The sequence below is a fragment of the Streptomyces sp. NPDC048612 genome (assembly GCF_043199295.1).
In the GTDB taxonomy this organism is placed as follows: domain Bacteria; phylum Actinomycetota; class Actinomycetes; order Streptomycetales; family Streptomycetaceae; genus Streptomyces.
On sequence record NZ_JBICVV010000002.1, the window covers coordinates 150,192 to 173,668 of the forward strand.

General features: G+C 74.9%; 5 protein-coding genes. 4 read left to right on the plus strand and 1 reads right to left on the minus strand.

What is annotated here, in order from left to right; translation table 11 throughout:
• Positions 1-127 precede the first annotated feature (127 nt).
• The 4 genes from ACGFN2_RS04085 (at position 128) to ACGFN2_RS04100 (ending at position 22,713) form a co-directional block, all read left to right on the plus strand.
• A complete protein-coding gene (locus tag ACGFN2_RS04085) occupies positions 128-8,329 on the plus strand; it encodes an amino acid adenylation domain-containing protein (RefSeq protein ID WP_393357346.1) in 8,202 nt (2,733 codons plus the stop codon).
• A gap of 66 nt (positions 8,330-8,395) precedes the next feature.
• Positions 8,396-16,270: an amino acid adenylation domain-containing protein gene (locus tag ACGFN2_RS04090; protein WP_393357348.1), complete on the plus strand. Its 7,875-nt coding sequence runs from the start codon at positions 8,396-8,398 to the stop codon at positions 16,268-16,270.
• Positions 16,271-21,937 (plus strand): amino acid adenylation domain-containing protein, encoded by a 5,667-nt coding sequence (locus ACGFN2_RS04095; RefSeq protein ID WP_393357350.1) that lies wholly within the window; start codon positions 16,271-16,273, stop codon positions 21,935-21,937. It abuts the gene before it with no gap.
• On the plus strand, positions 21,934-22,713 hold the full coding sequence (locus ACGFN2_RS04100) for an aspartate/glutamate racemase family protein (RefSeq protein ID WP_393357352.1): 780 nt from the start codon (positions 21,934-21,936) through the stop codon (positions 22,711-22,713). Before ACGFN2_RS04095 ends, ACGFN2_RS04100 begins: the two co-directional genes overlap by 4 nt.
• Here the strand turns inward: ACGFN2_RS04100 and ACGFN2_RS04105 are convergent.
• Positions 22,650-23,429: a thioesterase II family protein gene (locus tag ACGFN2_RS04105; protein ID WP_393357354.1), complete on the minus strand. Its 780-nt coding sequence runs from the start codon at positions 23,427-23,429 to the stop codon at positions 22,650-22,652. The genes ACGFN2_RS04100 and ACGFN2_RS04105 overlap by 64 nt on opposite strands.
• Positions 23,430-23,477 lie beyond the last annotated feature (48 nt).

A 23,477-nucleotide genomic window follows, 5' to 3' on the forward strand; every position in this document is an offset into this window, starting at 1 on the left:
CCCTGCCCTGCGCGGAAAACCCCAGCTCAGCAAGCGAAATGGCTTCAATAGCGCACTGAAATCCGGGCTCCTTAGCCTCCGCTCGGTTGATGTGCCGCGATTCTGCTGATGCACAAGGAGTTCCCCGATGAGTGGTCCGAAGGCCCAGGCGCAGTGGCAGGGAAAGACGCGGCCGTTCGACGCGCGGACGCTTCCCGAGCTGTTCGAGGACCAGGCGCGGCGGACTCCGGACGCCCCGGCGCTGGGCTGCGGTGACGAGCGGCTCAGCTACCGGGAGCTGAACGGGCGCGCCAACCGGCTGGCCCGGCTGCTGGTGGAGCGCGGGGTGGGGCCGGAGCGGACCGTCGCGGTGCTGGTGCCGCGATCCGTCGATCTCGTGGTGGCGCTGCTGGCGGTGGCGAAGACCGGCGCCGCCTATCTGCCGATGGACACCGACTACCCGGCGGACCGGGTGGCCTTCATGCTGTCCGATGCCCGTCCGGCCTGTCTGCTCACCACGTCGGGGACCGGTGCGGCGGCCGAATTCGCGGGGCAGAGCGTGCTGTTGGACGCGCCGGACGTGGCGCAGGCGCTGTCGCGGGCCGGGGCGGCGGACCTCGGGGACGGGGAGCGGACCGCCGCGCTGCGGCCGGCGCACCCCGCCTACGTCATCTACACCTCGGGCTCCACGGGCGTGCCCAAGGCCGTGGTGATCGAGCACCGGGCGCTCGCCGACTACCTCGGGTGGTCGCGGCAGACCTACCCGAGCGCGCGCGGCACCTCGCTGTGGCACTCGTCGGTGTCCTTCGACATGACCGTCACCTCGCTGTGGGTGCCGCTGGTCAGCGGCGGCCGGGTGCTGGCGGGTCCGCTGGCGGAGGACGGGTTCGGCGGGGTGCCGGAGTGCACGTTCCTGAAGGCCACCCCCAGCCATCTGCCGCTGCTCGGTGTGCTCCCGGCGGGCTTCTCGCCCACCGAGGAACTGATGCTGGGCGGGGAGGCGCTGATCGGTTCCGTGCTGGACGAGTGGCGGCGGCGTCATCCGGCGGCCACCGTGCTGAACGTGTACGGGCCGACCGAAGTGACCGTCAACGCGGCCGAGTTCCGGCTGGAGCCCGGGGAGCCGACGCCGGACGGGGTGCTGCCGCTGGGCCGGCTGATGGACAACGCGCGCGGCTATGTCCTCGATGCCGCCCTGCGGCCGGTCGGGGAGGGGGTCGCGGGTGAGCTCTACATCGCCGGGCCGGGGCTGGCGCGGGGGTATCTGGGGCGGCCGGGGCTGACCTCGGAGCGGTTCGTGGCCGATCCGTACGGGGCGCCGGGCAGCCGGATGTACCGCACGGGCGACCTGGCGCGGTGGCGGGCCAACGGGCAGCTGGAGTTCCTCGGCCGCACCGACCACCAGGTGAAGGTGCGCGGGCACCGGGTGGAGCCGGGGGAGATCGAGGCGGTGCTGAGGCGGCATCCGCGGGTCTCCCGGACCGTGGTGCTGGTCCGCGAGGATCGCGCGGGCGACCAGCGGATCGTCGCCTATGTGACGGGGGTGGCGGGTGCGGAAGCGCCCGAGCCGGCGGTGCTGCGGGAGCTGGTCGGGGAGTCGCTGCCCGACTACATGGTGCCGTCCGCCGTCGTCGTGCTGGAGCGGTGGCCGCTGACCCCGAACGGGAAGATCGACCGGGGGCAACTGCCCGCCCCCGACTACGCCTCGCACGCCGGGACCGGCGGCCGGGCGCCCCGCGGTGCCACCGAGGAGACCCTCGCCGCCCTCTTCGCCGAGGTGCTGGGCCTGCCCTCGGTCACCGTCGACGACAACTTCTTCCACCTGGGCGGGCACTCGCTCCTCGTCACCCGGCTCATCGGCCGGGTCCGCGCCACGCTGCGCACCGACCTCACCCTCCGCGACCTCTTCGAGCACCCCACGGTCGCCGCGCTCGCCCACCGGCTCCCCAGCGCCCCCGCCGCACAGCGCCCGCTGACGCCCGTCACCCCGCGCCCGTCACGGATACCCCTCTCCCCCGCGCAGCGCCGTCTCTGGTTCGCCTACCAGCTGGAAGGCCCCAGCCCGACGTACAACATCCCGCACGCCTTCCGGATCGGCGGCCCCCTCGACCACCCGACGCTGGCCGCCGCCCTGGCCGATGTCATCGAGCGGCACGAACCGCTCCGCACCCGGATCACCGAGCACGACGGCGAGCCCCATCAGACCGTCGTCCCCGCCGACGCCGTACGCCCCGGACTCCCGCTGCTCGACGCCACCGAGGAGCAGCTCCCCCGCCTCCTCGCCGAGCAGGCCGCGCACGCCTTCGACCTGACCCGCGAGAACCCGTTCCGCGCCGCCCTGTTCCGTCTGGGCGAGGAGGAGCACGTCCTGCTGCTCCTCACCCACCACCTCGCCAGCGACGGCTGGTCGACGGCCCCGCTCCTCCGGGACCTCGGTGCCGCCTACACCGCGCGCCGGGGCGGCGCCGCCCCGGACTGGCGGCCGCTCGCCGTCCAGTACGCCGACTACACCCTCTGGCAGCGGGAGATCCTGGGCTCCGAGGACGACCCGGCGAGTCTTGCGAGCCGCCAACTCCACTTCTGGCAGGACCAGTTGAGCGGGCTTCCGGAGCTGCTGGAGCTGCCGCTCGACCGGCCCCGGCCCGCCGTCGCCTCGCACCGCGGTGCGAGCGTCCGCTTCGCGCTGGACGCGGATCTGCACCAGGGCGTGGCGCGGCTGGCCCGGGAGTGTGACGTCACCGTCTTCATGGTCTTCCAGGCCGCGGTCGCCGCGCTGCTGTCGCGGCTCGGGGCGGGCACCGACATCCCGCTGGGCACCGCCGTCGCCGGCCGCGCCGACGACGCCCTCGACGACCTCGTCGGGTTCTTCGTCAACACGCTGGTGCTGCGCACCGACGTCTCCGGCGATCCGAGCTTCCGCGCGCTCCTCGCCCGGGTCCGGGACACCGACCTGGCCGCCTACGCCCACCAGGACGTGCCGTTCGAGCGGGTCGTCGAGGCGGTCAACCCGGCGCGGACGCTCTCCCACACCCCGCTGTTCCAGACGATGCTCACCTCGCAGAACATCCCCGACCACGGCCCCGGCCCGGCCGGTCTGGACGCCGTGCCCGAGGACGTGCCGCGGCGGACCGCGCGGTTCGACCTGTCCTTCCACACCTGGGAGCGCCAGGCCGCCGACGGCACGTGGACGGGCGTGGACGGTGTGCTGGAGTACGCCACCGACCTCTTCGACGCGGGCACGGCCGAAGCGCTGGCCGCCCGGCTGGTCCGGCTGCTCGGCGCCGCCGTCGCCGGGCCCGGACTGCCGGTCGGAGAGCTGGAGCTGCTGACCTCCGGTGAGCGGGACCGGCTGCTGCACACCTGGCAGGGCGAGCCGCGTGAGCTGTCCGGGCGGACCGTTCCCGAGCTGTTCGAGGACCGGGCCGCGCACCTCCCGGACGCCGTCGCGGTCCTGCACGAGGACAGCGCGCTGACCTACCGCGAGCTGAACGAGCGGGCCAACCGGCTGGCCCGGGTGCTGGCCGCGCACGGTGTGGGGCCGGAGAGCTATGTCGCGGTGGCGCTGCCGCGGTCGGTGGAGCTGGTGGTCGCGCTGATGGCCGTGCTGAAGACCGGCGGCGCCTACCTGCCGCTGGACCCGACGTATCCGGCGGACCGGCTCGGTTTCATGCTCGCGGACGTGGACCCGGTACTGGTGCTCACCCGGTCCGGGGTGATCGACGACGTCCCGGCGCCCTGCCCGCTGCTGCGGCTCGACGAGCCCGCCACCGCCGCCGAGGTGGCGGCGCGGTCCGCCGCCGATCTCACCGACGCGGACCGGCGCGGCCCGCTGTCGCTGGACAACGCCGCCTTCGTGATCTTCACCTCGGGCTCGACCGGGCGCCCCAAGGGCGTCACCGTCCAGCACCGCTCCCTCGACGGCTATCTGTCCTGGACCCGCTCCGCCTACCCCGGCGTCGCGGGGACCGCGCTGGTGCACTCGCCGGTCGCCTTCGACCTCACCGCGACCGGCCTGTTCGCCCCACTCACCTCGGGCGGCTGTGTGCAGCTGATCGAGCTGGACGCGTCGAGCACGGCGGACGGCGACCGGCAAAGTCCGAGCTTCGTCAAGGCGACCCCGAGCCATCTGCCGCTGCTGATCGAACTCCCCGACGTGTTCTCGCCCGACGAGCAGCTGGTGCTCGGCGGGGAGTCGCTGATGGGCGAGGTGCTGGACGAGTGGCGGGCCCGGCACCCCGGGGCGACCGTCATCAACGAGTACGGGCCCACGGAGACCACCGTCGGCTGCTCGGAGTACCGGATCGAGCCGGGCGACACCGTCCCGGCGGGCGTGGTCACCATCGGCCGGCCCGTCTGGAACACCCAGATGTTCGTGCTGGACGCGCGGCTGCGGCCGGTCCCGGCGGGCAGCCCCGGGGAGATCTACATCGCCGGTGACCTGGTGACCCGCGGCTACCACCGGCGCCCCGACCTGACCTCCACCCGCTTCGTCGCCAACCCCTTCGGCCCGCCCGGCAGCCGGATGTACCGGTCGGGCGACCTCGGCCGGTGGCGGGCCGACGGACAGCTGGAGTTCCTCGCCCGGGTCGACGACCAGGTCAAGATCCGCGGCTTCCGGATCGAACTGGGCGAGATCGAGGGCGTCCTCGGCGCCCACCCCGACCTCGCCCAGGCGGCGGTGATCGTGCGCGAGGACCGGCCCGGCGACAAGCGGCTGGTCGGCTATGTGGTCGCGGCCCCCGGGCGCTCCCCGGACCCGGCGGAGCTGCGCCGGTACGCCGCCGCGCAGCTGCCCGACTACATGGTGCCGGTGGCCTTCGTGCTGCTCGATGTGCTGCCGCTGACCGTGAACCGGAAGCTGGACCGCAGGGCGCTGCCGGTGCCCGACTACGGCGCCGCGCGCGCCCCGGGCCGGGGGCCGCGCACCGCCCACGAGGAGATCCTGAGCGGCGCGTTCGCCGAGGTGCTGGGCCTGCCGCGGGTCGGCGTGGACGACAACTTCTTCGACCTGGGCGGCCATTCGCTGCTGGCCACCCGGCTGATCGCCGGGCTGCGCGGCGCGCTGGGTGTGGAACTGTCCATCCGGGCGGTGTTCGAGACGCCGACCGTGGCGGGGCTCGCGGCCCGGCTCGACGGGGCGGAGCGGGCGCGTCCCGCGCTGGTGGCGGCGGACCGCCCGGAGCGGGTGCCGCTGTCGTTCGCCCAGCGGCGGCTGTGGTTCATCCACCGCCTCCAGGGCTCCAGCGTCACCTACAACATCCCCACCTGGATACGGCTGACCGGCCCGCTGGACCACGACGCGCTGCGGGCCGCGGTCGCCGACCTGGTGGCGCGGCACGAGGTGCTGCGCACCGTCTACCCGGAGGAGGCCGGTGAGCCGTACCAGCAGGTTCTGCCCGCCGGTGCGCTGACGCCGGACGTGACCTTCGTACGGGTCGCGGGGGAAGCGGAGCTGACCGAGGCGCTGGCGCAGGCGGCGCTCCACCCCTTCGGGCTGGTCGGTGAACTCCCGCTGCAGGTAAGGGTGTTCTCGCTGAACGAGCGGGAGCACGTACTGGCGGTGGTGATGCACCACATCGCCAGCGACGGCTGGTCGATGGCGCCGCTGGCCCGCGACCTGTCGGAGGCGTACGGCGCGCGCCTGGCGGGCGGGGACCCGGTGCGGGAGGCGCTGCCCGTCCAGTACGCCGACTACGCGCTGTGGCAGCGGGAGCTGCTGGGGTCGGAGGACACCCCGGGCAGCGTGATCGCGCAGCAGCTGGCGTTCTGGGAACGGGAGCTGGCCGGCGCCCCCGAGCTGCTCGCGCTGCCGCTGGACCGGCCCCGCCCCGCGGTGGCCAGTCACCACGGCGGCAGTGTGCGGCTGGAGCTGGACCCCGCGCTGCACCGGCAGCTGGTCGCGCTGGCGCAGGGCTCCGGCGCCACGCTGTTCATGGTGCTGCACGCGGCGATCGCCGCGCTGCTGTCGCGCCTGGGCGCCGGCACCGACATCCCGGTCGGCACCGCCGTGGCGGGCCGTACCGACGAGGCGCTGGACGACCTCGTCGGGTTCTTCATCAACACCCTGGTGCTGCGCACCGACCTGTCCGGCGACCCAACCTTCCGGGAGCTGCTGGCCCGCGCCCGGAGGACCGACCTCGCGGCCTACGCCCACCAGGACGTGCCGTTCGAGCGGGTCGTGGAGGCGGTCAACCCGGACCGGGTGCTGTCCCATTCGCCGCTCGTCCAGGTCGTGACGACGCTGCAGAGCTACCAGCAGGGCGCCCTGGACTTCCCCGGCACGGAGGCGACCGCGCCGAAGGTCACCAACGAGATCGCCAAGTTCGACCTGATCTTCTTCTGGGAGGAGCGGCAGGACGCCGAGCTGGTCCCGGACGGGATCGGGCTGGAGGTGAAGTACGCGACCGACCTGTTCGACCACAAGACCGTGGTGGGCGTCGCGGACCGGCTGCTGCGGGTGCTGCGGGAGGCCGTCGCCGACCCGGACCGCAGGGTCGGCGCGATCGAGATCCTCGCGCCGGAGGAGCGCGACCGGCTGCTCCCCGGCCGGCACGACACCGCCCGCGACACGGCTCCGGCGCCCCTGCCCGCGCTCTTCGAGGAGCGGGTGGCGCAGGCACCGGACGCCCCGGCGCTGGTCCACGGGGACCGTACGTACCGCTACGCGGAGCTGGCGGAGCGGGTGAACCGGCTGGCCCGGCTGCTGGTGGAGCGGGGCGTGGGCCCGGAGCGGGTGGTGGCGCTGGCGCTGCCGAAGTCGGCGGACCTGATCGTGGCGATGCTGGCGGTGGTCACGGCGGGCGGTGCGTATCTGCCGGTCGACCCGGAGTACCCGGCCGAGCGGATCGCCTACATGCTCGACGACGCCCGCCCCGCCTGCCTGCTCACCCTGACGGACACTCCGCTGCCCGAAACCGACTGCCCCCGGCTCCTGTTGGACGACCCCACCGTCGTCGCCGACCTCAACGACGCGCCCACCACGCCCCTCGGCGCCCGCGCCGGTCTCCAGCACCCCGCGTACGTCATCTACACCTCCGGCTCCACCGGCCGCCCCAAGGGCGTCGAGGTCACCCACGCCGGAGTGGCCGACCTGTCCGTCTCCGTGCGGGAGAACTACCTCCTCGACGGGAACAGCCGGGTGCTCCAGCTCTCCTCGCCCAGCTTCGACGCCTCGGTGATCGAGCTGGTCATGGCGCTGACCACGGGCGGCGCCCTGGTGGTGCCGGACGGGCCGCCGCCCGCCGGTGAGGAGCTGGCCGCGGTGCTGCGGGACGCCCGGATCACCCACACCCTGATCCCGCCGGCCACCCTGGCGACCGTCCCGGACGGTGCATTCCCGGACCTGCGCACCCTGGTGACCGGCGCCGACGCGGTGAGCGTGGAGCTGGCGGGCCGCTGGGCCACCCGCCACCGCATGGTCAACTCGTACGGCCCGACCGAGTCCACCGTGGCCGCCACGATGAGCCGCCCGCTGTCCGGCGAGGGCGTGCCGCCCATCGGTGTCCCGGTCGCCAACACCCGGGTGTACGTGCTGGACACGGGGCTGCGGCCGGTGCCGGCCGGTGTCCCCGGTGAGCTCTACCTGGCCGGGCGCGGCCTGGCGCGCGGCTACCGCGACCGGGCGGCGCTGACCGCGGAGCGCTTCGTGGCGAACCCGCACGGGGCGCCCGGCGAGCGGATGTACCGCACCGGGGACCTGGTGCGGTGGCGCGCCGACGGCGAGCTGGAGTACGTCGGGCGGACGGACGCCCAGGTGAAGGTGCGCGGCTTCCGGATCGAACTCGGCGAGATCGAGGCGGTGCTGGACGCCCATCCGCGGGTCAAGCGGACGGTGGCGCTGGTCCGCGAGGACAGCCCCGGCGACAAGCGCATCGTGGCGTACACCGAGCTGCTGCCCGAGCTGTCCGGCCCGGCGCCCGCCGAGGACCTGCTGGAGCAGATCTCCGGCAGCCTGCCCCGGCACATGGTGCCCTCCGCGCTCGTCGAGGTGGAGCGCTGGCCGCTGCTGCCGAACGGCAAGGTCGACCGCAGGGCGCTGCCCGCGCCGGGCCGTCCGGCGCCGGCCGCCGAGCACCAGGCGCCGCGCACCCCGCGCGAGGAGACGCTCTGCGGGCTCTACGCCGAGCTGCTCGGGCTGCCGGAGGTCGGCATCCACGACAGCTTCTTCCGGCTGGGCGGGCACTCCCTGCTGGCGACCCGGCTGATCAGCGGCGTCCGGGCCGCGCTCGGCGCCGAGGTCACGGTCCGGACGATCTTCGAGAACCCGACGGTCGCCCAGCTCGCGCAGCAGCTCGACGGCGCCCGCAAGGCCCGCCCGTCGCTCCGCTCCATGCGCCGCCGGCCCTCCTGACCGCCGCCGTCGCAGCCCGCAGCCGGTCCCTCTTCGTTCGTTCCTGAAGGAGTCCCTTTGTTCCCCATGTCGTTCGCCCAGCGCCGGCTGTGGTTCGCGTTCCAGCTGGAGGGACCCAGTGCGACGTACAACTGCCCGCTGTACGTCCGCCTGTCGGGCGAGCTGGACCGGGACGCGCTGGTGGCCGCGGTCGCGGAGGTGACCGGCCGGCACGAGGTGCTGCGGACCCGGTTCGCGGAGGAGGACGGGGAGCCCCGCCAGGTGGTGCTGTCCCCCGAGGAGGGGCGTCCCGAGGTCCGGTGCGTGGAGCTGGCCGGGGAGGCGGCGCTGAGCGCGGAGCTGGCGGAGCAGGCGCGGCACTGCTTCGACCTCACGGCCGGGGTGCCGCTGCGGGTCACCCTCTACCGGGTCGCCGAGCGGGAGCACGTCCTGCTGCTGCTGATGCACCACATCGCGGCCGACGGCTGGTCGATGGCGCCGCTGGCCCGCGACCTGTCGGAGGCGTACGCGGCCCGCTGCGCGGACCGGGCCCCGGAGTGGGAGCCGCTGCCGGTCCAGTACGCCGACTACGCGCTGTGGCAGCAGGACGTGCTGGGTTCCGAGGACGACCCGGAGAGCCTGCTGTCCGAGCAACTCGACTACTGGCAACGGCAGTTGGCGGGCACCCCGGAGCTGCTCGCGCTGCCGCTGGACCAGCCGCGTCCGGCGGTGGCGAGCCACCGGGGCGCGACCGTGCGCTACTCCCTGGACGCCGGTCTGCACCGGCGGCTGGTGGAGCTGGCCCGGGAGTGCGACGCCACGGTCTTCATGGTCGTGCAGGCCGGGCTGGCGGTCCTGCTGTCGCGGCTGGGCGCGGGCAGCGACATCCCGGTCGGCACCGCCGTGGCGGGCCGTACCGACGAGGCGCTGGACGACCTCGTGGGCTTTTTCGTCAACACCCTGGTGCTGCGCACCGATGTCTCCGGCGATCCGACGTTCCGGGAGCTGGTGGCCCGGGTCCGGGACACCGACCTGGCCGCCTACGCCCACCAGGACGTGCCGTTCGAGCGGGTCGTGGAGGCCGTCAACCCGGACCGGTCGCTGTCCCACAGCCCGCTCTTCCAGGTGCTGCTGACCCTCCAGAGCAACGCGGAGAGCACCTTCTCGATCCCGGGCGTCGAGGCCTCGTTCGGCGATGTGGCGACCGGGGTGGCCAAGGTGGATCTGACCTTCTACCTGGAGGAGCGGTACGGACCCGAGCAGGACCCGGCGGGCATGGCGGGTGAGATCCAGTACGCCGTGGACCTGTTCCGGGAGGAGAGCGCGGAGGTCCTGGCGCAGCGGCTGGTCCGGGTGCTCGACGCGGTGACCGCGGCGCCGGACCGGGCCGTGAGCCAGGCCCCGGTCCTGGACGCGGCCGAGCACCGGCAGCTGGTCGTGGAGCGCAACGCGACCGGCCGCACGGTCCCGCAGGAGACGATGCCGGAGCTGTTCGAGACCTGGGCGGCCCGCGATCCGCGGGCGCCCGCCGTGGTGTTCGAGGACCGGGTGCTGTCGTACGGGGAGCTGTCGGAGCGGGCGAACCGGCTGGCCCGGCTGCTGGTGGAGCGGGGCGTGGGCCCGGAGCGGGTGGTGGCGCTGGCGCTGCCGCGCTCACCGGAGATGGTGGTGGCGGCGCTGGCGGTGCACAAGGCGGGCGGCGCCTACCTGCCCGTCGACCCGGAGTACCCGGCCGAGCGGATCGCCCACATGCTCGGCGACGCCCGCCCCGCCTGCCTCCTCACCCTCACCGGCGTCGCCCTGCCCGAAGCCGGCTGCCCCCGCCTCCTGTTGGACGACCCCGCCGTGGTCGCCGACCTCGACGCGCGCCCCGACACGCCCCTCGGCGCCCGCGCCGGCCTCCAGCACCCCGCGTACGTCATCTACACCTCCGGCTCCACCGGCCGCCCCAAGGGCGTCGAGGTCACCCACGCCGGAGTGGCGTCGCTGGCGGCCGCCCACGCCGAGGCCTTCGGAGTGGGGCCGCGGTCCCGGGTGCTCCAGTTCGCCTCGCTGAGCTTCGACGCCGCGGCCTGGGAACTGATCATGGCGCTCACGACCGGTGCCGCGCTCGTGGTGGCGCCCGCGCACCGGCTGGCGCCCGGCGAGCCGCTGGCCCGGCTGCTGGCGGAACAGCGCGTCACCCACGCCACGTTGCCGCCCGCCGCGCTCGGCGTCATGGCGCCGGACAGCCTGCCGGCCGGGATGACCCTGGTGGTGGCGGGCGAGGCCTGCGCCCCCGAGCTGGTGGGCCGCTGGTCGGCCGGGCGCCGGATGGTGAACGCCTACGGGCCGACCGAGGCCACGGTCTGCGCCACCCTGAGCGCCCCGCTGTCCGGCGCCCAGGCGCCGCCGATCGGCGGCCCGATCCCCAACGCCCGGGTCTACGTCCTGGACGCGTCGCTGCGCCCGGTGCCCGCGGGGGTCGCGGGCGAGCTGTACGTCACGGGGCCGGGCCTCGCGCGGGGCTATCTGGGGCGGCCGGGGCTGACCTCGGAGCGGTTCGTGGCCGATCCGTACGGGGCACCGGGCAGCCGGATGTACCGCACCGGCGACCTGGCGCGGTGGCGGGCCGACGGACAGCTGGAGTTCCTCGGCCGCACCGACCACCAGGTGAAGATCCGCGGCTTCCGCATCGAACCCGGCGAGATCGAGGCGGCATTGAGCGCCACCGGGCTGGTGGCCGAGGCGCTGGTCACGGTCCACGACGACCCGGCCGCCGGGCGGCGGCTGGTCGCCCATGTGACGGGAGCCAGGGACGCGGAAGCGCCCGACCCCGCGGTGCTGCGGGAGCGGGTCGCGGAGTCGCTGCCCGACTACATGGTGCCGTCCGCCGTGGTCGTGCTGGAGCGGTGGCCGCTGACCCCGAACGGCAAGGTCGACCGGGACCGGCTGCCCGCCCCCGACTACGCCTCCCGCGCCGGGACCGCCGGCCGGGCGCCCCGCGACGCCACCGAGGAGACCCTCACCACCCTCTTCGCCGAGGTGCTGGGCCTGCCCGCGGTCACCGTCGACGACAACTTCTTCCACCTCGGCGGCCACTCCCTCCTCGCCACCAAGCTCCTCAGCCGTATCCGCAGCGCCCTGCACGCCGAACTCCCGCTGCGCGCCCTCTTCGAGCACCCCACCGTCGCCGCGCTCGCGCCCCGCCTCGCCACCGCGCGGACGGCGCGCGGCCCGCTGACCGCCGCCGCCCCGCGCCCGCCGCACATCCCCCTCTCCCCCGCGCAGCGCCGCCTCTGGTTCGCCTACCGGCTGGAAGGCCCCAGCCCCACCTACAACATCCCGCACGCCCTGCGGCTCACCGGACCGCTCGACCACCCCGCCCTCACCGAGGCCCTCGCCGACCTCACCGCGCGCCACGAGACCCTGCGCACCCGCATCACCGAGCACGAGGGCGAGCCCCGGCAGACCGTCCTCCCCGCCGGCGAGGCGCGCCCCGCCCTCCCCCTCGTCACCACCACCGAGGACCGACTCCCCGGTCTCCTCGCCGAACAGGCCGCGTACGCCTTCGACCTCACCCGTGAGACCCCGCTGCGCGCCGCCCTCTACCGCCTCGGCGAGGACGAGCACGTACTGCTGCTCCTGCTGCACCACATCGCGGGCGACGGCTGGTCCCTCGCGCCGCTCCTCAACGACCTGTCCACCGCCTACACCGCGCGCCACGGCGGCGCCACCCCGGCCTGGGAGCCGCTCGCCGTGCAGTACGCCGACTACACCCTCTGGCAGCGGGAGACACTGGGCTCCGAGGACGACCCGGACAGCCTGATATCCGGGCAACTCGACTTCTGGCGCACGCAGTTGGCGGGTGCCCCGGAGCTGCTGGAGCTGCCGCTCGACCATCCCCGGCCGGCCGTCGCCTCGCACCGGGGCAGCACCGTCGAGGTGGCCGTCGGCGCCGAGGTCCACCAGGGGCTGGCGGACCTCGCGCAGGCCACCGACTCCACGCTGTTCATGGTGCTGCACACGGCGGTCACCGCGCTGCTGTCGCGGCTCGGGGCGGGCACCGACATCCCGCTGGGCACCGCCGTCGCCGGACGCACCGACGACGCCCTCGACGACCTCGTCGGCCTGTTCATCAACACCCTGGTGCTGCGCACCGACGTCTCCGGCGACCCCACCTTCCGCGAACTCCTCGCCCGGGTCCGGGACACCGACCTCGCCGCCTACGCCCACCAGGACGTGCCCTTCGAGCGGGTCGTCGAGGCGGCGCAGGTCTCCCGGGTGCTCTCGCACATCCCGCTCGCCCAGGTGATGCTGCACCTCCAGAACAACGCGGAGGCGCCGCGCGGACTGCACGACGAGGTGCGGATGGCGGCCGAGCCGACCGCGCTGGAGGCGGCCAAGTCCGACCTGTCCTTCGGGCTGCGCGAACGGTTCACCGACACCGGCCGCCCGGCGGGGCTGACCGGCTCCCTCGAATACGCCGAGGACCTCTTCGGCCGCGACGGGGCGCGGGCCCTCGCCGAGCGCCTGGTGCGGCTGCTGACGGCCGCCGCGGCCGCGCCGGACCGCCCGGTGAGCGCGATCGACCTGCTGGCGCCCGGTGAACGGGACCGGCTGCTGACGGAGTGGAACGGCACCGCCGACGAGGCGCCCCCGGCCACGCTTCCGCAGCTGTTCGAGGCGCAGGCGGCACGCACCCCGGACGCGGTGGCCGTGGTGCACGAGGGGACCTCGCTGACCTACCGCGACCTCAACGCGCGGGCGAACCGGCTGGCCCGGCTGCTGGTGGCGCACGGCGCCGGCCCGGAGCGCTTCGTGGCGCTCGCGCTGCCGCGGACCGCCGAGCTGGTCGTGGCGTTGCTCGCGGTGGTGAAGTCCGGTGCGGCGTATGTGCCGGTGGACCCGTCCTACCCGGCGGACCGGACCGCGTACATGCTGGCCGACTCCGGCCCCGAGCTGCTGCTCAGCACCACCGGGGCCGCGGCCGGGCTGCCGGATTCCGGGCCCCGGACCCTGCTGCTGGACGACCCGGACACGGTCCGCGCGCTGGCCGGGTACGACGGTGGCGACCTCACCGACGAGGACCGCGGCGGCCCGCTCTCGCCGTCGAACGCCGCCTACGTCATCTACACCTCGGGCTCGACGGGCCGCCCCAAGGGCGTCGTCGTACCGCACCGCAATGTCGCCCGGCTGTTCGCGGCGACCGAGGAGTGGTTCGGGTTCGGCCCGGACGACGTGTGGACGCTGTTCCACTCCTACGCCTTCGACTTCTCGGTGTGGGAGCTGTGGGGTGCGCTGCTGCACGGCGGCCGGCTGGTCGTGGTGCCGTACGCGGTGAGCCGCTCCCCGGAGGACTTCCTGCGGCTGCTGGCCGACGAGCGGGTGACCGTCCTCAACCAGACCCCGTCCGCCTTCTACCAGCTGATGCAGGCCGACGCGGAACACCCCGGCCTGAGCCGCCGGCTGGCGCTGCGCCGGGTGGTGTTCGGCGGGGAGGCGCTGGACCTGGGCCGGATGGCCGAGTGGTACCGGCGGCACGGGGACACCGCCCCGGTCCTGGTGAACATGTACGGGATCACCGAGACCACCGTGCACGTCAGCCATCTGCCGCTGGACGAACGGGCGGTGGCCGGGCAGATCCGCAGCCTGATCGGCCGGGGCATCCCCGACCTGCGGGTGTACGTGCTGGGCGACCGGCTGGAGCTGCTGCCGCCGAACGTGCCCGGCGAGATGTATGTGGCGGGCGCCGGACCGGCCCGCGGCTATCTGCACCGGCCCGCGCTGAGCGCCGCGCGGTTCGTGGCCGACCCGTACGGCCCGCCCGGTGCCCGGATGTACCGCACCGGTGACGTGGCACGCTGGACGGCCGACGGGCAGCTCGAATACCTGGGGCGCGCCGACGACCAGGTGAAGGTGCGCGGCTTCCGGATCGAACTCGGCGAGATCGAGGCGGTGTTCGAGACCCACGCGGCGGTGGCGCAGGCCCGGGTCGTCGTGCGGGAGGACACCCCCGGGGACAAGCGGCTGGTCGCCTACGCGGTGCCGGAGGCCGGGGCGGACGGGCTGCCCGACGCGGGCGTGCTGCGGGCCCATGTGTCCGCCGCGCTGCCGGAGCACATGGTCCCGGCCGCGGTCGTCGCCCTGGAGGCACTGCCGCTGACGGCCAACGGCAAGCTCGACCAGAAGGCGCTGCCCGCCCCCGAGTACACCGGCGCCCCGGCCGGGCGGGCCCCGCGCACCGCCCGCGAGGAGACGCTGTGCCGGGTCTTCGCCGAGGTGCTCGCGGTCGCCCACGTCAGCATCGACGACAGCTTCTTCGAGCTGGGCGGGGACAGCATCAGCTCCATCCGGCTGGTCTCCCAGGCGCGGGCCGCGGGGCTGGAGGTGACGGTCCGGCAGGTCTTCGAGTGCCGTACGACCGCCGCGCTCGCCGCCGTCGCCACGGAGGTCGCCGGGGACGCCGCGCCGCGCCCCGCGGACGACGGTGTGGGCGCGTTCCCCCTGACGCCGATCATGCACTGGCTGTACGCCCAGGACGGACCCACCGACGGCTTCAACCAGTCGGTGACCGTCCGGGTCCCGGCCGGGCTCGGCGAGCGGCGGCTCACCGAGGCCGTACAGCGCTGGCTCGACCACCACGACACCCTGCGGCTGCGGATGGCGCGGGCCGGGGACGGCACGCTGTCGCCGGTGGTCGGCGCGCCCGGGTCCGTGCCCGCTGACTCCGTCGTGCGCCGGGTGGAGATCGCCGGACTGCCGGACGGCGAACGGGACCTGACCCTCACCGAGCACGGGGAGAAGGCCCGGCTGCGGCTCTCCCCGCACGACGGGTCCGTGGTCCAGCTCGTCTGGTACGACGCCGGGGACACGGCACCGGGACTGCTCCAGATCCTGATCCACCACCTCGCGGTGGACGGCGTCTCCTGGCGCATCCTGCTGCCCGACCTGCGGACGGCCTGGGAGGCCACGGCGGACGGACGGGACCCGGCGTTCGCCGAGGTCCGCACCTCGTTCCGGGAGTGGGCGCGGCGGCTCACGGAGAGCGCGCAGGAACCCCGTTGGGAGGACGGCCTCGCGCAGTGGACCTCGGTGCTCAGCGATCCGGCGGCGGGCGCGCTGCCCGGCGTACGGCCGCTGGACCCGCGGACCGACACCTCGGAGACCGTGCGCCATCTGACGCTCCACCTGCCGCCGGAGCGCCTGGAGCCGCTGCTGACGTCGGTGCCGGCCGCCTTCCACGCGAACGTCAACGACGTCCTGCTGACCGGCTTCGCGCTCGCCGTCCAGGAGTGGCGCCGCCGGCGCGGCGACCGCTCGGCGGGCGGTGTCCTGGTCGACCTGGAGGGCCACGGCCGCGAGGACATCCTCGACGGCGCCGACCTGTCGGCCACCGTCGGCTGGTTCACCAGCCTCTACCCGGCGCTGCTGGCCCCCGCGGCCGTCGACCCGTCGGAGCTGCGGGCCGGCGGCCCCGGCGTGGGAGCCGCGCTGAAGACGGTCAAGGAGCAGCTGCGCGCACTGCCCGGCAACGGCGTCCCGTACGGCATGCTGCGCCACCTCAACCCGCACACCGCGCCGCAGCTCGCCGAACTCCCTTCCCCCCGACTCGGGTTCAACTACCTGGGCCGGTTCGCGGCGGCGGACGGGGACGGCGGCGGGCTGTGGACCATGGCAAACGGTCTGCCGTCCCCCGCCCCGCGCGACGCCGGGGCCGTGGTCCCGCACGCCCTGGAGGTCAACGCCCTCACCGAGGACCTGCCGGAGGGCCCGCGGCTGAACGCCACCTGGTCCTGGCCGGCCGGCCTGCTCGCGGAGCCGGACGTGCGCGAGCTGGCCGGGCTCTGGTTCGAGGCGCTGGACGCCCTGGCCGCCCACACCGCCGGCACCGGGACCGGCGGCCACACACCCTCCGATCTCTCCCTCGGCCTCTCCCAGGACGAGATCGACGCACTTGAAGCAGAACTGGGGATGCTCTGAATGAAAAAGCAGTCCGCGCTGGAAGACGTCCTTCCGCTGACGCCTCTCCAGGAAGGCATGTTCTTCCACTCCTGGTACGACGACGAGGCGGTCGACGTCTACGGCGTCCAGATGGTCCTCGCCCTCGACGGACCGCTGCGCCCCGACCTGCTCAAGGCCTCGGTGGCGGCGCTCCTGACGCGCCACCCCAACCTGCGGGCGGGCTTCCGGCAACGCGCCAACGGCCAGCCGTTCCAGGTGATCCACCGCGAGGTGCCGCTCCCCTGGGAGGAACTCGACCTCGGCGGCCGGGACGACGCGCCGCAACGGCTGGCGGAGTTCCTCACCGCCGACCGCGCCCGCCGGTTCCCGCTCGACCGTCCGCCGCTGATGCGGTTCACCCTGGTCCGCCTCGGGCCCGAGCGGCACCGGCTGGTGCTCTCCAACCACCATCTGCTGCTGGACGGCTGGTCCACCCCGATCCTCGTACGGGAGCTGTTCACCCTGTACGAGCACGGCGGCGACGACCGGGCCCTGCCGCCGGCCGTGCCGCAGCGGAACTACTTCTCCTGGCTGGCCGCGCAGGACGACGCCGGGTGTGAACGGGCCTGGCGGGAGGCGCTGGCCGGGCTGCCCGGCCCCTCGCTGGTGGCGCCCGCCGACCCGGGCCGGGCGCCGGTCGCACCGGAGCGGGTGGCGGCCTCCTTCCCCGAGGGCTTCGGCGGTGACCTCGAACGGTTCGCCCGGCAGCGCGGACTGACCGTGAACACCCTGGTCCAGGGCGCCTGGGCGGTGGTCCTGGGCCGGCTGACCGGCCGTGACGACGTGGTCTTCGGGACCCTGGTCTCCGGCCGCCCGCCGGAGGTCGCCGGGATCGAGTCGATGGTCGGGATGTTCATCAACACCGTCCCGGTCCGGGTGCGGCTCGCCCCGGACGCCCCGGTGGCGGACCACCTCGCCCGGCTCCAGGACGAGCAGACCGTGCTGCTCACCCGGCACCACCTCGGCCTCGCGCGCATCCAGCGGCTGGCCGGGGACGGCGATCTCTTCGACACCTTCCTGGTGTTCGAGAACGCCCCCGGCGACGACGGCGCCCGGCCCTCGTACGCGGGGGTGCGGGTCGAGGTCACCGAGGGCCATGACTCCGCGCACTACCCGCTGCGGGTGGTCGCCGGTCTCACCGGGGAGCGGCTGCAGACCGAGCTGGAGTACCGTCCCGACCTCTTCGACCGGGACGAGGCCGCGGCCGTGCTCGGCGCGCTGGAAGGCGTACTGCGCGAGATCGTCGCCGGTCCCGGGCAGGCCGTCGCCGACCTCGTCTGCCCGCTGCCGGCCGTCTTCCGGCACCTGGACCCCGAAGGCGCCCCGGCCGCGGAGCCCGGCGCCGACGGCGAGGCCGGGGTACTGCCCCCGGTCGAGCGCACCGCGTACTCGGCCACCGAGGACCTCCTCCGCGGCCTCTTCGAGAGCGTGCTGGGCCGCCCCTGCCCGGGGGTGGACGACAGCTTCTTCGCGCTGGGCGGGCAGTCGCTCACCGCGATCCGGCTGCTCAGCCGCATCCGGGCCGCCTTCGGGGTGGAACTGCCGGTGCGCGCCGTCTTCGAGTCGCCGACGGTGGCCGGGCTGGCCGCGCGGCTGGCGCAGGCGGACGGCACCCGCCCGGCCCTGGTGCCGGCCGTGCGCCCGGAGCGGCTGCCGATGTCGTACGCCCAGCGCGGCCTGTGGTTCGCCTTCCAGCTGGAGGGGCTGAGCCCCACGTACAACATCCCGCTGCCGCTGCGGCTGCGCGGCACCCTGGACCGGGACGCGCTGCGGGCCGCCGTGTGGGACGTGATCGAGCGGCACGAGGCGCTGCGCACCCGGTTCACGGAGGTGGCCGGCGCACCCTGCCAGATCGTGGTGCCCGCCGAGGAGGCCCGCCCGGAGCCGGAGTTCGTCACCCTCGACGGCGAGGAGCAGCTGGCCGCGGCCCTCGCCAAGCGGACCGGGCGCGGCTTCGACCTGGCCGGGGAGCTGCCGCTGCGGGTGACGCTGCTGCGGATCTCGGACCGTGAGCACGTCCTGCTGCTGCTGATGCACCACATCGTGAGCGACGGCTCCTCGCTGGGGCCGCTGGTCCGGGACCTGTCCGTGGCGTACGGGGCGCGGCGGCGGGGCGGTGCGCCGCGGTGGCGGCCGCTGCCGGTGCAGTACGCCGACTACGCGCTGTGGCAGCGGGAGCTGCTGGGCTCCGAGGACGACCCGGACAGCCTGCTGTCGCGGCAACTCACCTACTGGCGTGCGCAGTTGGCGGGCACGCCGGAGCTGCTGGACCTGCCGCTGGACCGTCCCCGCCCGGCGGTCGCCGGTCACCGTGGCGCGAGCGTGCCGTTCGCCCTGGACGCCGCGGTGCACGAGCGGCTCACCGAGCTGGCCCGGCGGTCCGACACCACGGTCTTCATGGTGCTCCAGGCCGGGCTGGCGGTCCTGCTGTCGCGGCTCGGCGCGGGCAGCGACATCCCGGTCAGCACCGTGGTGGCGGGGCGCACCGACGAGGCGCTGGAGGAGCTGGTCGGCTACTTCGTCAACAACCTGGTGCTGCGCACCGATGTGTCCGGCGACCCGACCTTCCTGGAGCTGCTGGGGCGCGTCCGGGAGACCGACCTGGCCGCGTACGCGCACCAGGAGGTGCCCTTCGAGCGGGTCGTCGAGGCGGTCAACCCCACCCGGACGCTGTCCCACGCGCCGCTCGCCCAGGTCGCGCTGATCCTCCAGAACACCGGCCGCGCCACCCTGGAACTGCCGGGCCTGGACGTCACGTTCGAGGGCGAGGCCGAGGGCGCCGCCAAGGTCGACCTCGCGTTCAACCTGAGCGAGTCCCGTACCCCCGAGGGCCGCCCGGCGGGCATCGGCGGCCTGCTGGAATGCGCCGCCGAGCTCTTCGACCCGGCGACCGCGCGGCTGCTCTGCGACCGGCTGGCGCGGCTGCTGGCCCATGCCTGTGAGGGCCCCGACCTGCCGGTCAGCCGGCTGGCGGTGCTCTCCGCCGACGAGCGGGACGCGCTGCTCCAGGACGGGCCGCACCGGCGCACCGCCCCGCAGGCCGCCACCTTCGCCGCGCTCTTCGAGCGCCAGGTGCGCCGCGCCCCGGACCGTCCCGCGCTGGAGACGGACACCGTCCTCAGCTACGCGGAACTCAACGCGCGGGCCAACCGGCTGGCGCGGCTGCTGGTCGCGCGCGGGGCGGGCCCCGAGCGGGCGGTGGCGGTCGCGCTGCCGCCGTCCGGGCACCTGGCGGAGGCCGTCCTCGCCGTGCAGAAGGCCGGTGCGGTCTATCTGCCGCTGGACCCGGGCTATCCGGCGGAGCGGCTCGCCGCGATGGTGGCGGACGCCGGTCCGGTCCTGCTGCTGACCACCGCCGCGCTCGCCGGGCGGCTGCCGGAGACCGGTGCGGTGCCGGTGCTGCTGCTGGACGACGCCGCCACCACGGGCGCGTGTGCGGAGCTGTCCGGCGCCGACCTGACCGACGCGGAGCGGACCGCCCCGCTGCGGCCGGCCCACCCGGCGTACACCATCTTCACCTCCGGCACCACGGGGCGCCCCAAGGGCGTCGTGGTCCCGCACGCCGGGCTGGCCGCGTTCGCCGCCAACCAGGCCGCGCACTACGGCGTCGGCGAGGGCAGCCGGGCGCTCCAGCTCGCCTCGCCCAGCTTCGACGTCTCGGTCGCGGAGCTGTTCTGGTCGCTGCTGTGCGGCGGGTGCCTGGTCGTGCCGGAGGGAACGCCCACCGGCGCGGAGCTGGTCGCGGTCCTCCGGGAGCGCCGGATCACCCATCTGATGATCCCGCCGTCGGTACTGGCCGAGGTGCCCCGGGCCGAGCTGCCGGAGCTGCGCGTGATGATCACCGGCGCCGAAGTACTGCCCGCCGAACTGGCCGCGTTCTGGGGCCGGGACCGGATGCTGATCAACGCGTACGGGCCCACCGAGGCCACCTGCGACGTCAGCTTCGCGGTCCGCGACCCGCGGAGCGCGGACGGCGCGGCGGACGGGGCGGCGGTCATCGGGCGGCCGATCGACGGCGCCCGGGTGTATCTGCTCGACCCGGCCCTCCAGCCGGTACCGGCCGGTGTGGTGGGCGAGTTGTACGTCGCCGGCACCGGGGTGGCACGCGGCTATCTGCACCAGCCGGCGGTGACCGCGGAGCGCTTCGTCGCCGACCCGTACGGCGGCCCCGGGGCCCGGATGTACCGCACCGGGGACCTGGCGTACTGGGACGGCGACGGGCGGCTCCGCTTCTGCGGCCGGGCCGACAGCCAGGTCAAGGTGCGCGGCTTCCGCATCGAACTCGGCGAGGTGCGGGCGGCGGTGAGCCGGTGCGCCGGGGTGGGCCGGGCCGTGGTGACGGTCCGCGAGGACCGGCCGGGCGACCGCCGCCTGGTCGCGTACGTCCAACCGGCCCCGGACGCCGCACCGTTGAGTCCGGCGGCCCTGCGGGACGAGACCGCCGCGCTGCTCCCCTCGTACATGACGCCCTCCGCGTTCGTCGTCGTCGACGGCTGGCCGCTGACGCCCAACGGCAAGCTCGACCAGCGGGCGCTGCCCGCGCCCGCCCCGGTCACCGGGCGGCACACCCGGCCGCCGTCCTCCCCGCAGGAGGAGCTGCTCTGCCGCCTCTTCGCGGAGGTCCTGGGCGCCGAACAGGTGGGCGTGGACGACAACTTCTTCGAGCTGGGCGGGCACTCGCTGCTGGCCACCCGGCTGGTGAGCCGGCTCGCCGCGCTCCTGGGCGGCGCCCCGGCGCTGCGCGACGTCTTCGCCGCGCCGACCCCGGCCCGGCTCGCCGCCCAGCTCGCCGGGGGCGGCAGCAGCGCGTTCGAGGTGATGCTGCCGCTGCGCACGGCGGGCGGCACGGCGCCGCTGTTCTGTGTGCACCCGGTCGCCGGCTTCAGCTGGCGCTACGCCGCGCTGCTCGGCGCGCTGGACCCCGACCACCCGGTGTACGCCCTGCAGTCCCGGGGCCTGGACGGCACCGAGGAACCGGCCCGCTCGCTCGACGAGATGGCCGCTGACTACGTCCGCGAGATGCGCCGGGTGCAGCCGGCCGGTCCGTACCACCTGCTGGGCTGGTCGCTCGGCGGGATCATGGCGCACGCGGTGGCCACCGCGCTCCAGGCGCAGGGCGAGGAGGTGGCGCTGCTCGCCGTGCTCGACGCCTACCCGGCCCCGGCCGACGGGCCCGGCACCGGCGGTCCTGAGGAGATCCTCACGCAGATGTACGAGGGCTACGCCGGGATCTACGGCCTGCCCGAGGGTGCCTCGCCGGAGCTGCCGGACACGGAGGTGATGCGGGCCCGGATCACCGACTGGCTGGGCCGCGGCGAGAGCGAGCTGCGCCATCTCGACGACGCCCAGCGGGCCGTGGCGCTGGACATCATGGTGAACAACGTGACGCTCACCAACGCCCGCCGCCCGGACCGGTTCCGCGGCACGATGCTGCTGGTGGTGGCCACGCAGAAGCAGCAGGAGTGGACCAGCCCGCAGGCGTGGAAGGAGTTCCTCGACGGCGAGCTGGAGATCCATGAGGTGGACTGCGAGCACGCGAAGATGCTGGAGCCGGAGCCGGCCGCCGAGATCTGCGCCGTCCTCGCGCCGCGGATCACCCGGCCGGGGAGCCCCGCGTCCGGCGCGGCGGCGGGGAGCGCCCGATGACCACTCCGGTGCTGCCCGCCTCGGCGGTGCTCGGCGTCCTGGGCGGGATGGGCCCGCTGGCCTCGGCGGAGTTCCTCCGGACGCTGTACGCGGGCGAGTGGCACGGGCCGGAGCAGTCCCGTCCGCGGGTGCTGCTGGACTCCGATCCGGCCTTCCCCGACCGGACCGAGGCCATCCGGCAGGGCCGTACCCGGGAGATGACCGAGCGGCTGTCGGACCGGCTGGCCCAGCTGCTGGAGCGGGGCGCCGACCAGGTGGTCGTGGTGTGCTTCACGGCGCACCACTTCCTGCCGCTGATCGATCCGGTGCTGCGTGCGCGGGTGGTGTCCCTGGTGGAGACCACGGCGGCGGAACTGGCCGGTGTGCCCGGCCGGTTCCTGATGCTGTCCACGGAGGGCAGCCGCCGGGCCCGGATCTTCGAGTCCGAGCCCGGCTGGGACGCCGTGGCCCACCGGGTGGTGCGCCCCGGCGAGGACGACCAGGCCCGGGTGCACCGGCTGATCTACCGGATGAAGCGCCACGGCCCGCTGCCGCAGGAGGCGTTGCCGGAGGTGGACCGCCTCCTGCGGCGGTACGACTGCACCGGTGTGGTGCTCGGCTGCACCGAATTCCACCTGGTGTCCCGGGAGTTGACAGGGCGCTACGGCCCGGACCGGACGGTGGACGCGCTGCGCACCCTCGCCGTCCGGTTCTCGGCCGGGCTGCCGGCCCGTCAGCCGCTGGTGAGCAGCCTGCCCAGCTCGGTCACCAGAGAGGGTGCCTGCTCCAGCAGGTAGAAGTGGTCCCCGGGCAGCACCCGGAGCCCGAAGTCCCCCTCGGTCACCTCGGCCCAGGCCCGCATGTCGGCCTCCCCGACATGCGGGTCACGGTCGCCGAGCAGGGCGGTCACCGGCACCGCGATCCGGGGCGACGGCTCGGCCGGCCGGTAGTCGTCGATCAGCCGGTAGTCGGCGCGGATCGTGGGCAGCAGCAGCTCCCGCAGATCGGGGTGGTCGAGGGCGGCGGAGAACGTCCCGCCCAGCTCCTGCACATCGCGCACCAGCACCTCGTCGCTCGCCCGGGAGAGCCCGGAGGGCCGCAGCCGGGACGGGGCGCTGCGGCTGGAGACCACCAGCCGGCGCAGCACCCGCCCGTGGCGCCGCTCGATCCGCATCGCCACCTCGTGCGCGACCGAGGCGCCCATGCTGTGCCCGAAGAAGGCGAGCGGCCGGTCCAGGGCGGGCACCAGCGCCTCGGCGATCCGGTCGGCCAGTTCGTCCATCACCTCGACGGCGGGCAGCCCGATCCGGTCCTCCCGGCCGGGATAGCAGACCGCGGCCAGTTCGACGTCCGCCGGCAGCCACCGCGGCCAGTCACGGAAGAAGCTGGCCGCGCCGCCCGCGTGCGGAAAGCAGACCAGCCGCAGCCGGGGCTCGGACACCGGGCGGGGCCGGCGGAACCACTCCGGGTCGAGGGCGCTGTGCGGCCCCCTCGCGGCGCGGGAAACAGTCATGTTCAACCCTTCGGGAGATACGGCACAGGAGAGGTACGACCGGGGCCG

What these genes read in the sequence shown, in the direction of transcription:
- ACGFN2_RS04085 (WP_393357346.1), top strand. Translation starts at nt 128, where the DNA reads ATGAGTGGTCCGAAGGCCCAGGCGCAGTGGCAGGGAAAGACGCGGCCG.
- ACGFN2_RS04090 (WP_393357348.1), top strand. Translation starts at nt 8,396, where the DNA reads ATGTCGTTCGCCCAGCGCCGGCTGTGGTTCGCGTTCCAGCTGGAGGGA.
- ACGFN2_RS04095 (WP_393357350.1), top strand. Translation starts at nt 16,271, where the DNA reads ATGAAAAAGCAGTCCGCGCTGGAAGACGTCCTTCCGCTGACGCCTCTC.
- ACGFN2_RS04100 (WP_393357352.1), top strand. Translation starts at nt 21,934, where the DNA reads ATGACCACTCCGGTGCTGCCCGCCTCGGCGGTGCTCGGCGTCCTGGGC.
- ACGFN2_RS04105 (WP_393357354.1), bottom strand. Translation starts at nt 23,429, where the DNA reads ATGACTGTTTCCCGCGCCGCGAGGGGGCCGCACAGCGCCCTCGACCCG.